This window comes from Paracholeplasma brassicae, from assembly GCF_000967915.1.
GTDB classification, from domain to species: Bacteria; Bacillota_I; Bacilli_A; order Acholeplasmatales; family UBA5453; genus Paracholeplasma; species Paracholeplasma brassicae.
On the sequence record NC_022549.1, the window covers coordinates 1,565,972 to 1,578,496 of the forward strand.

Annotated in this window: 1 protein-coding gene; it reads right to left on the reverse strand. The window is 39.1% G+C overall.

Features of this window, described 5'->3' with window-relative positions:
• Positions 1 to 12: 12 nt before the first annotated feature.
• Positions 13 to 12,516, reverse strand: a complete 12,504-nt coding sequence (locus BN853_RS07405; RefSeq protein WP_030005324.1) for a cadherin-like beta sandwich domain-containing protein — start codon at positions 12,514 to 12,516, stop codon at positions 13 to 15.
• Between the last annotated feature and the right edge of the window lie 9 nt (positions 12,517 to 12,525).

Here is a 12,525-nt window from a genome sequence, read left to right on the forward strand (position 1 = left end):
CTACCTAAGTAATTAGATAATGAGCCCACGTCTTGTGGTTTGTTTCTTATTTCTTGATAGTTTCACTAAGAAGAACGCTACTGTAATTACCCACAATAGGAATGTAATAATTAATAATACCGATAATAGGTAGTCTGGTTGACTGTCTTTGGTAATTGAAAGTCTGTAATACATAATACTGCCGTCTTGTGCTTCAACTTTAATTAAGACTTCGTTTTTACCAACGTCTAATCGGTCTAGTTCAATGGAGAGTTCATTTGATTCACCTAAGTATTCATAGCCTAAAACCGATACTTTTGCATTTGGTGAGAAACTTTGAGCCGATAGTTTAAGCGTTTCTTGTTTAGCACCAACCGACACTTGGTAATGATACATGCTTGGATTAAATGCTAATTTTTTACCTTCAACAACAAGACTCGTTAATCTTGCGTCGGTATCCGATACACCATCTCTGGTTAGAAGAATGGTATAGATTTGCGACTGCAAGCCATCGGCAGAGACCACTTCAATCTCAATGGTTTTGGTTGGTTCACTTGTTTTAAACTCGTAGGTTCTAAACCCTTGAACACGTGCTCCGCTTTGTTGGTCCTCAGTCGTTCCGGTTAACCTAACGTATCTGGTTGAAACGTCGACTTTAACAACGTAGGAGAACGTTAGTTTATCAAACGAATTTTGATCAAAGTAGGTGATGCTGGTTTCTTCTTTATAGGTTTGTTCACTACTACCTTTAACGTAGAGTGAATCAAGTAGTGCGTTACTATCGACGTAATTGACCACCACCGTGTAGGTTTTAATCTCTCCGTTTTGTGCAGTAACTAATAGATTAAAGACATTTTCACCCGGGTGTAGTTGTTTGTTTCCGACCCCTTGTATTTGTTGGTTTTCTTTTCCTTGCACATCAAGGTAAATACTGGTCTTATTTGGATTCATTGGTATTTGAATTAGGTAATTTGTCTTATTCGGATCAAAATCCTTTAAGGCCAATCCATCAATTAGAATTGAATCTAATAAGTTGTCTGTTTGTGCTTCTTGTTTGATGACATTAATCGTGTAAGTTTCACTGCTCGTAGTTCCACTCTTTGATGTTACTCTAACCGTATAAGTCAGTTCATTTGTTTGACCAAACACTTTAATCCCTGCCCCGTAAACAATGCCGGTTGCGGTGACCATTAAATTCATGTTTTTCACATCGTGGGGCACATAAATGGTGTAGGTTTTAATCGATACGTCAAAGATACTTTGCGCATTTGATTGTGTGCCTAGATAGTTTAGCGAATTACTACCAAATAGATCCAACGTTTCAATCTCTGCTTGGTCGTCTAACACAATGCCACGATAGAAACTGATGGTGTATTCTTCAACAAGTCCACTTTCAGCCATGACTGAGACTTTAATGATTGTATGATATAGTCCATCAACAAAACCACCAAGTAGCACATTACCAACCCCATAGACACTGGCGTTTTCGTTAGACGCTATGCCTTCAACAATCACACTGTTTAGATTTGTGCTTGCGTCTAGGTTAATCACGTAGTCTTTAATGTCTTTATTAAAAGGACTTGTAAATGACAGGATATTTCCGTTTTTATCTTTGACCACAAGGTTTTCTAACGTTGTATCATCACTCGCTTCTGTTCGATAGACTTCGATTTGATAACGTTTACCTTCAAGACCGCTTTCTGAGGTCACATAGATGCTAAATACGTTCGATCCAACCGCTAAGGATTTAACACCAAGCCCAGTGATTATTGAGGTGTTTTTTGCCTTACCTGTTATATTTACCATATTTACATCGTATGGCACTTCAACGATGTAGGTTAACGTGTTGACATCAAATATTGGGTCTAGATCGTAATTTTCGACCCCAAGCGCTAACAAGGTATTGTCGAAACTAAACGCATTGATGACAATTTGATAAACCTTCGATTCATTTGATTCTGAAACCACCGTTATGTTAATTGTGTTTTTTCCTCTTGTGATTGGCATATTGCCTAAATCACCACTTAGGGTTGATAAACCGTGGTTTTTTGTTGCTTGTACATGTAGCTGACTCACTTTGTCTGAATCAACTGTTAACTCATAGTTCGTGAGATTCGGATTAAACCCCTCAATTAATACCCCATTGATTTGAAGAGATTTCAGTGTATTATCCGAATTTGGTTCTTCTTTAATCACACGAATCACGTACGTGTCTGAGGTGACTTTTCCACTCTTAGAGACCAAGAAGAAGGCAATTAACACTTCATTTTCATTAATTATCTGCTCACCTGCGCCATAGACGGTTGCACCATTTTGGTTAGTTACTTGTAGTAACATACGTGAGGTTTGATAAGGCACCGTAATTTCATATTCCAATTGACTGGTTGTAAATTGCGTTAAGGCCATTGGATAGACATGGTTTCCTAGGAATAATGTGGTATTACCATAAAGCGATAACTCATCTATGGTGATGTCGTCATTTGGATCGATGTTTCTAGAGATTGTAATCACATAGGTGCGTTCACTCAACCCATCTTGTGCCGTTACAGTGACATTGAAACGATCGGTTGTCATACCTACACCACTTCTTAAGCTATGGATCCCATCGCCTTTAACCATCGCACCTGCGTGATTTTTGGTTGCGATAATCTCAACTTCAATCACATCACTACGAAGTGTTAAATCTATCATATAGTTTAAGGTCGTTGGATTAAATACTGGATCATAATCTAGGATGTCACCTGTTTTTGTGTCTTTAACCACTAAATCAGACAACAGATTATCCGTTGATGTTTTTAAGACTTGAACGTTGTAAGCTTTGGAATTTCCACTTTGTGAGGTAACAATGATGGTGTAGAGTTTTTCAGAACCAATCACTGAAACCACACCTAAGCCTGTGACTTTACTATTTGATGGCCATACGCCACCAAAGGTAATTTCACTCGTGTGTTCATTCACTGTAATTTCTTGATAGGTTTTGGTTTCATCTAAATCGTAACGAACCCCATTTTCGATGACATAGAATTCAAGTAGTTGATTCAGATTGGAAGGTTCTTCTCTTGTGACATTGACTAGATAGTTTTGTCCCTTAGTGCCGTCCTCGGCCGTCACATAAACCACAATCGTTTTGGTATCACCTGGATTTAAGGCATATAACCCACCACCCGTCAGGCTTGCTCTTGGGTTTTTAATCCCATTTAAGAAGAACTTGTCGTCTTCATAAGCGAGTGTTAAGTCATAAACGTAGGTCAATTCATCAAATTCCAAATCATAACTGTATTTTGTTCCTTCAACGAGAAGGTCATACAACACGTTGTCCTCGCTAATTGATCCGTCGTTACTCTTTTCTTTTGTCACTAAGATTTCATAGGTTTTCTTTGTGGTTAAATCATCGGACGTTACCACAACTAAGAATCGGTTTAGTCCATCGGTTAAGACTTGTCTGCCTAAACCGGTAACATTCATGTAATCATCACCTAGAACACCTTGAATATTGATTTGTTGTACCTCTTTAGATACTTGACCTAAATCGTAAGTGTCAATCGTCGGTTGATAGTTGATACTAAATCCATCAACTGACAAGTCTAAGAGTGATGCCTCACTATTTTTGACTTCAATATAGATAAAATATGTTTTTTGAGTCTTGCCATCCTCGGCAACAACTAACACCTTTAAGGTATTAATGACCCCGCCTAAGACAAACTGTGTGGCTAAATCACCTGTGACTCTTGCGTTAGAATCTTCACTTACGGCAAAGATATCAACAAGTTCGTGGCTTCGATCGAGTTTAAATCGATAAGCTAACTTACTTTGTTCAAAGACAAGCTTCGTTGGATGATCATCTAGTAAACCAACCAAGAGATTGCCTTGTTCATCTTTGACTTCAAGTAGATTTAAGTTCGCATTTGTGCTTGCTTGTTGTCGGTGGATTTCAATCGTATAGGTTTCACCAACACTCTTATCCTCCGCCGTGACCACAAAACTGATTTGTAAGTAGTCGCCCATAATGGCGTATTGCCCACTACCACTAACAACCGCTTTTTGATCGTTGGTTAATACCGTTAGATTTAAGTTGGTTACTAAGTATGGCACGTTGATTTGATACGTTAAGGTTTCTTTATCAAACGCATTTTCTTGACTTAAGTATTCCACGCCGAAGAAGTCTCTAAGTGAGGCGCTCTTTATCGTGGTATCACTACTTAAGGTTGTTCCTTGTAAAATGGTAATACTATAGGTTTTTGATTGATTATTCTCTGCACTAACCACGAAATTAAACGTTTGTTTAATCGTTTGATCGGCTTGTTTAATAATTGTAAAGTACCCTGTGTCACCCGTTAATTGTTGTTTTAATGCATTCTTTAAGGTTGCTTCTATCGTAATGCCTGATAACTTATACGTTTTATCTAAGGTAATGTTGTAGTTGTAAATACCGGATTTATAACTAACGACCGTGTCGAAATTAAGCACATTGCCTAGCTCATCTGTCACCACAAGATTACTTAAATCCGTGTCAATGAAGGCTTTTTCTCGTGTGATTTCAATTTCGAATACTTTGTCTTTTGATGCGTCATTCTTAAATTGCATGTATTCGGATCTCACGGTAATAAGAATAATGTTTTTACCGTCTTTTAAGATGATTTGTCCTTGATTAGTAATGACTGCTCTTGAATTGCTATTAGTCATCACAACAAGCACATCCACACTCAATATATCGTAAGTGTATGGTGTCGTTATTACGTATTTTCTTGTGTTTTGATCAAATGAATCCAATGAATTACCATCAAGAACTAAATCCGACACCTCGTTATCGTCGTTTAGCACATAAACAAGTAACGTGTATTCACTTAATACCGAATTGTCCTCTGAACGAACCACAAATTTAAATGTGTTTAGACCGCCAACGACAACTTTAACACCATTACCTTCAATGACACTACCATTATGATCTGCCACACCGAATAAGGTGATTGTCTTGTTTTGATTGATTCGGTCGATGCGAACCTCCATCAAATGATTGAGTGTCATACCTTCTAATAAGTCAACCCCATCTACTTTCGCACTGAGGCTCTTTAATACCGCTTCACTTGAGGCGACTTCTTGGGTGTATTGATATAGGTATGCCTCACCCTTGGTTCCGTATTCCGATACTCCTTCAATACTAAAGGTATTATCGCCTTGTTTAAGGGTATATGTAAATTCTTTATTTTGATTTAAGGTGACTAGTAGCCCATCGACTAAAATCGTCATGAATGGGTCTGCTTTTTCCACACGAATCGTCAAACTCTTTTGACTGTATGGGAAGCTACCTAAATCTTGGGTATTGATGTGGCTACTAAAGTCATAGCTAATACCTGAAATGACGATATTGTTAATCTCATTGACGTCATTTTTGGAGACGACTTTGATTTGATAGGTTTTTGTTTGTCCATCCTCAGCCGTTACGACGACTAAGTAGGTATTATCCACACCCACATTAACGACCTTCGTGCCTGCCCCACTGACTTTAGATAACGCACTTGGGTTGACTGAGGCCAGTATCTCAAGCGCACTGACGCTTCGGTCAACTCGGAGTTCATAACTTAAGGTCGATGGATCAAAGTTGTCTAACTGATTAACCCCACCAACCATCACTTCTAAGCCTTCTAGGTTATTATCTGTCTTCGCACTTAAACGTTCATAGTAGAATTCATAAATTACTTCTGTTTTTAAGTCTTCCGCAATTACTTTTATCACAATGACGTGAGTACCTGTTTTTAAGCTGTAATCAAACGCACTTAATGTTTGAAGTGAGCCATCAACGTATAGTTTTGCGTACTGATCAAGATACGTCAAATTAAAACGGAACGTTTGATAGTCACTATAGTTAAAGATACCAAGGTCATATTGATGAATTTGCTTATCAAAAACAACGTTTGAAAGTTCATTAATTGATAAATTAGTGATACTTGCAACGTCACTCACGACGTATATTTTAATCACATAGGTTGCGACAAACAAGCCGTCTTCTGATTTGACAATCACTTCAAATGTGTTAAGCCCTGTGGTCAATGCTTTTGAACCATTGCCACCAGTCACAGTCCCGTTATGATCTGCCACACCTAAAATCGAGATGGTCTTGCCTACGTAACTTCTTGGAATCTCTAGTTCAGTGAGCTTGCTTAACGTCATCCCACTAAGTAAGTCAACCCCATCTACTTTCGCACTGAGGCTCTTTAATACCGCTTCACTTGAGGCAACTTCTTGGGTATATTGATAGAGATAGCTTTCACCCTTGGTTCCGTATTCAGATACCCCTTCGATACTAAAGGTATTATCGCCTTGTTTAAGGGTATATGTAAATTCTTTATTTTGATTTAAGGTGACTAGTAGCCCATCGACTAAAATCGTCATCCATGGGTCTGCTTTTTCCACACGAATCGTCAAACTCTTTTGACTGTATGGGAAGCTACCTAAGTCTTTTGTATTAACGTGACTACTAAAGTCATAGCTAATACCTGAAATGACGATATTGTTAATCTCATTGACGTCATTTTTGGAGACGACTTTGATTTGATAGGTTCTTGTTTGTCCATCCTCAGCTGTGACGACCACTAAGTAGGTATTATCCACACCCACATTAACGACCTTCGTGCCTGCCCCACTGACTTTTGATAATGCACTTGGGTTGACTGAGGCGATGATTTCGAGTGACGTGATACTTCGGTCAACTCGGAGTTCATAACTTAGCGTTGATGGATCAAAGTTTTCTAACTGATTAACCCCACCAACCATGACTTCTAAGCCTTCTAGGTTATTGTCTGTCTTCGCACTTAAGCGTTCATAAGACAGTGTGTAGTTGACTTCGGTTTGTGTGTCTTCTGCGACCACACGAACCGTAATCACATGACTGCCTTCTTTTAAATTGTACGAAACCGACGTTTGAGTCGTTAAGACGCCATCAATGTAGAGTTTCGCGTAGGTATCACCATAGGTTAAGTTTAAGGTGAGTTTGCCTTGATGCGCGCTGTAGTTAAAGACACCTAAGTCATAACTAAACACTTGATTATCGTAGATGAAGCTTGATAGTTCACTAATCGATAACGTATTTAATGTACTTACACTACTGTAGACGTAAATCTTGATGGTATAAGTACTGCTTGTTGTCCCGTCTTCTGATCGAACGATGACCTCAAAGGTATTTAGTCCCACACTTAAGGCTTTACTCGTATTACCTGAGGTAATCGTTCCGTTTTTGTCTGCGACACCTAAGAGTGTGATTGTTTTTCCATTATAGCTGCGATCTAAGCTTAGCTCTATAAGGTTATTTAATGCGACCCCACTCAGTAAGTCAACCCCGTCTACTTTCGCACTAAGGCTCTTTAATATTGCCTCACTAGATGCGACTTCTTGGGTGTATTGATAGAGATAGCTTTCACCCTTGGTTCCGTATTCAGATACCCCTTCAATTTTGAAAGTGTTCGTTCCTTGTTTAAGGGTATATGTAAATTCTTTATTTTGATTTAAGGTAACTAAAACACCATCGACTAAAATCGTCATCCATGGGTCTGCTTTTTCCACACGAATCGTCAAACTCTTTTGACTGTATGGGAAGCTACCTAAGTCTTTTGTATTAACGTGGCTACCAAAGTCATAGCTAATAGCTGAAATGACGATATTGTTAATCTCATTGACGTCATTTTTGGAGACGACTTTGATTTGATAGGTTCTTGTTTGTCCATCCTCAGCCGTTACGACGACTAAATAGGTATTTTCCACACCCACGTTAACGACCTTCGTGCCTGCCCCACTGACTTTAGACAACGCACTTGGGTTAACTGAGGCGATGATTTCGAGTGATGTGATACTTCGGTCAACTCGGAGTTCATAACTTAAGGTCAATGGATCAAAGTTATCTAACTGATTAACCCCACCAACCATGACTTCTAAGCCTTCAAGGTTATTGTCTGTCTTCGCACTTAAGCGTTCATAAGACAGTGTGTAGTTGACTTCGGTTTGTGTGTCTTCTGCGACCACACGAACCGTAATCACATGACTGCCTTCTTTTAAATTGTACGAAACCGATGTTTGAGTCGTTAAGACGCCATCAATGTAGAGTTTCGCGTAGGTATCACCATAGGTTAAGTTTAAGGTGAGTTTGCCTTGATGCGCACTGTAGTTAAATAGACCTAAGTCGTAGCTCGTAACGCCTTGATCGTAGGTGAAGCTTGAGAGCTCACTAATTGAAAGTGTATTTAGTGTACTTACGCTACTGTGTACGTAAATCTTGATGGTATAGGTACTGCTTGTTGTCCCGTCTTCTGATCTAACAATCACCTCAAAGGTATTTAGTCCCACGCTTAAGGCTTTACTCGTATTACCTGAGGTAATCGTTCCGTTTTTGTCTGCGACACCTAAGAGTGTGATTGTTTTTCCATTATAACTGCGGTCTAAGCTCAGTTCGATTAAGTTATTTAACGTCATCCCACTAAGTAAGTCAACCCCGTCTACTTTCGCACTGAGGCTCTTTAATACCGCTTCACTTGAGGCGACTTCTTGGGTGTAGGTATAACGATAAATAGCCCCTTTAGTTCCAAACTCACTTTCGGTTTGAATCGTCAAGCTTTGACTGCCTTGTTTTAAGTTATAAACAAACTGATTATTCAGATCAAGGCTCACTAAAACACCATCAACCAACACTTTGGAATAGGTGTCTTCACGATTGACGGTAACTAGAAATGTTTTATGACTAAACAAGAAACTACCCAAATTGACTGAATTCACATGAGTCGTAAAATCATAGTCAATGCCAGCAAATGAAATGTCATTAACCACGTGATTATCGTTTTTTTGAATAATCACGACGTGATAATTTCTTTTAATTGTCTTATCTTCTGCCTCCACTGTGATGGAGAATTGTTTCTCGCCACCAGCGACTAAATCCAAACTGGTGTATAAGATGTTCTTTGTTGCGTTTGGATGATTTGGTGTTGCCACAATCGAATCAATTGTGACGCCTCGATCTACTCTGATTGTATAAGTGACGTTGTTTCCTGATTCCACAGGAACGACACCTTCAAGAAGGTTACCGATACTAGAATTAAATTGAAACTCTTTAAGACTCGCATCTGTGCTCGCTTGTAATCTTGTTAATTGAATTTTATACGTGGTTTTTGTTGTTTGATCTTCGGCTAACATTGTAAAACGGAATTCAACCACACCGGTTGAATTAAATACCCATTGTCCATCGATTAACGCTGGATTTGTAAGCTCAACGGTCGCACGTGATGTGTCACTTTCTTCAATGGTTAAATCCATTCTTGAAAGTGAAAATGGTATTTCCATGCTTCTTAAATCAAGTGTGCCAGCAACAAACTGTGAAAAGGTATACGTTTGTCCATTTAAAACCACATGATCAAATGTCGTGGTCTGATTGGCACGTTTGACAATCACTGGGTAGTCTTGATAGGTCTGCCCATCCTCAGCAACCACTCGTATTTGATAGGTCGCTTCGCTGCCAGCTGCGATTGTTTTTGTTTCACTAAAGACTTGTTTGTTTCCATTAAAATAAGACCCTGTTGATATCGTTGGTAGTGTCGCCTTTACAACGACATTCGCGTAATAAGTACTATCGATACGTAGGTAATAAGCACTTCTTGTGCTGTCATAAGTCGGTGTAAACGAACTTGTCCCGTATTCGTTAGAAACGATGACCTCAATACTATTGATGTCCGTATTGCTACGGTAAGCCTTTCTGACGATATTAAAGGTATATTCGGTTCCCTTGTCACCGGATTCAGAGGTTAAGTATAGTTTAACAACTGTCGTTTGCCCAGCTTGTAACAACGTCACAAAACCATTGGCGTCTGCCCCACTAGTTAATGAGGCTGAATCGCTATCTTTTGTTACATTGAATTTTAGTGAGGCTACTGGTGCATTGACTTCGATTGTATAGGTCATTTTTGTTTTATCAAACGAAAATGGAATCCCATTGTTAGACGCATCTTCGATTAACACATCATTGATTTGGTTATTGGTATCCGCAACCACCATTTGAACCAGATACGTATTAGATACACCTGCTTGAGACGTCACAGTCACTTTTACGTCATAGATAACGCCTCTAACATAAGTGATGGATTGACCAGTGGTGTAGGTCGTGTCACTCGATCGTTTGTATTCGTATTTAACAGTTGTATAACCTAAGGTATTTCCACCGGTCACTTCCGCATTCACATAAAGTGTTGGGGCGGTCAAGTCTGGATCTAACACTAATTTTTGGTAAGTGGTTGGTGGTACTTGATCAGCAATGAAATCGCCTGGTTGATTTCCACCAATCATAAAAGATGCTAAGGTATTGATGGTATTTGCTTTTTCTCTTGTAATGCTAATTTCATAATCCATGGTCACTTTATTTTCAGCAGTGATTGTGACGATAAATGTTCTTGTTTGTTCGGTCACTAAGTTATAACCTAGACTTCCGGATAACGAATTTTGATTCGTTGTTGCAAACGTCCCGCCACCATTATTTTTGATTGAAATGGTTGCGTTTGGATGGTTAGCTTCTAAGAAAATATCAACGCCACTGACTTCATAAGCCAGCTTTGTTTGAGCAATCCATTTGCTACCAGAAAGTGTAAATGAGGCGGTGTTTAGAAGCTCATCTAGACTACCTGTTTTCGTTACTTTAATTGAAAACGATAGATCATTTGAGAGTCTTACCACATTTAGTGTGTACTCGTTAGTCACAAGCCCATCTTCTGAAACAACAACAATCTTATAGGATTTCGACCCTTCTTGGGCCGATACACTAATATTACCTCCAGGGATTAATGCATTGGTGTCAGCATCTCTTAAGGTAATGCTTGCATTTTCTTTTAAGGCATTTGATGTTGATAACACCTTAAACAATAAGCTTGTTGTTTGATCTTCTCGCACGTTATACGTGTAAATATTATTAGACCTTACTGCCGTATAATCGACGCCGTTTTCGGATAATAAGATATCTGATTGTCCGAGTTCAGCATAACTTGATTGAGCCCTTTGGACAAAAAAGGTATTTGATGCGATATCACCATTTTCGGCTGTGGCATTTAAAATAACCTCAGCTGTTTTTCCTTTAGGTACTGAAATACCCGTGACATAACTCCACTGACCTGCAATGGTTGTGTTTTTTGTCAAGGTGCCTGCTAAGGTTTGTGTGCCATCGACTTTAACTAAGAAATCAACCTTCTTTATTGTAGACTCAATAAAATTCACTTTGAAACTGAACTTGTCTTGATTTTCTAATAGTGTCGATGTCCCAAAAACATCAATACTTTCTGTACCACTTGCGGTTGGGTATTTTGAAACAACCACACCAAAATCTTGGATGGTTGCTGTGCTATCGAGCACTTTTTGATTTACATTAAGTGTATAGTTTTTTGATTCATCACCCGCTTTAACAATCACCAAGACGGTGTGATCCCCACCAGTCAAATTGGAAAATTGGTATTTTCCATTTACCTTGAGCTGAAGCTCATTATTTAAAAACACTTCTGTTATCGCATAAGATTCAACAGCCACAGGGTTAATCGAAAAACCAGTGGCTTGTTGTGCCCCGGGAATCTCGATTTGATAGTTGGTGGTTGCTGGATTAAACACCGGTGATATCCCGTACCCATTGGCTAAAAAGTTTAGCTGACTAAGCTCAAGTATCGGACTACCAACGTCTATAAACGTTACCGTGTGGGTTTGTGATACACCCCCATCCGTAATGGTGATTGTGACCACATCATTGACTTTAACATTCCCAGTGGTGCTTTTTTCCAAAGTCACCACAGCAGATGCTTTGGTTGGTAACGCCTTAATTAGTGTTTCAAGACTCAATAAACTATCGCCATAGGTGATACTTGTGTTGTAGTTAGAGCCGTCAGCGCCAACCGAAATGGGTTGGCCTCCAACGGTAAGACTTGAAAGTGAAGCATCTTCTCCTGCACTAGAAACCACAATTGGATTCACTTTTACCTTTGTTCGATCATAGTGAATATTAAGTGACGTATCCGCCAGTGCTGCACCATAACCAAGAAAATCAACACCGATTGAAAACGGTGAAAGAAAATCATACGCACCAGGCGTAAACGCCAGTGTTGCCACACGCATGTCCGTATCTGCTGGCAGTGTCCAGTTAAACACTTTTTTGGCATTCCAACCAAACCCAAAATTTACGGTTGATGTGATACTTGTAAAAATGGTTTCTTTGTCACGTCCAGTCGTAATTTCCGGAATATTGATTACGTAATCGTTAAATTTTACGTTTTCATTTGTAATTTGCCACGTTGCTTGCATCGCATCAAGTGTACGTTCTTGACCAATGCTTTTTACAAACACATCGATCATGACATCACCATATTCGTCAACGTAATTACTTAATTCGCTTGGCTCGATTGATGATACTTCCGTACCTGCAAACCTAAACGAAAATTCAAATTGATTTGTGTTAGCCTCTATTTGCTTTGTTGATAACGAAAAACTCATTACTGCAAATAGCCCTAAAACCATATATGTCAAAAATCGTTTCATTTTATCTCC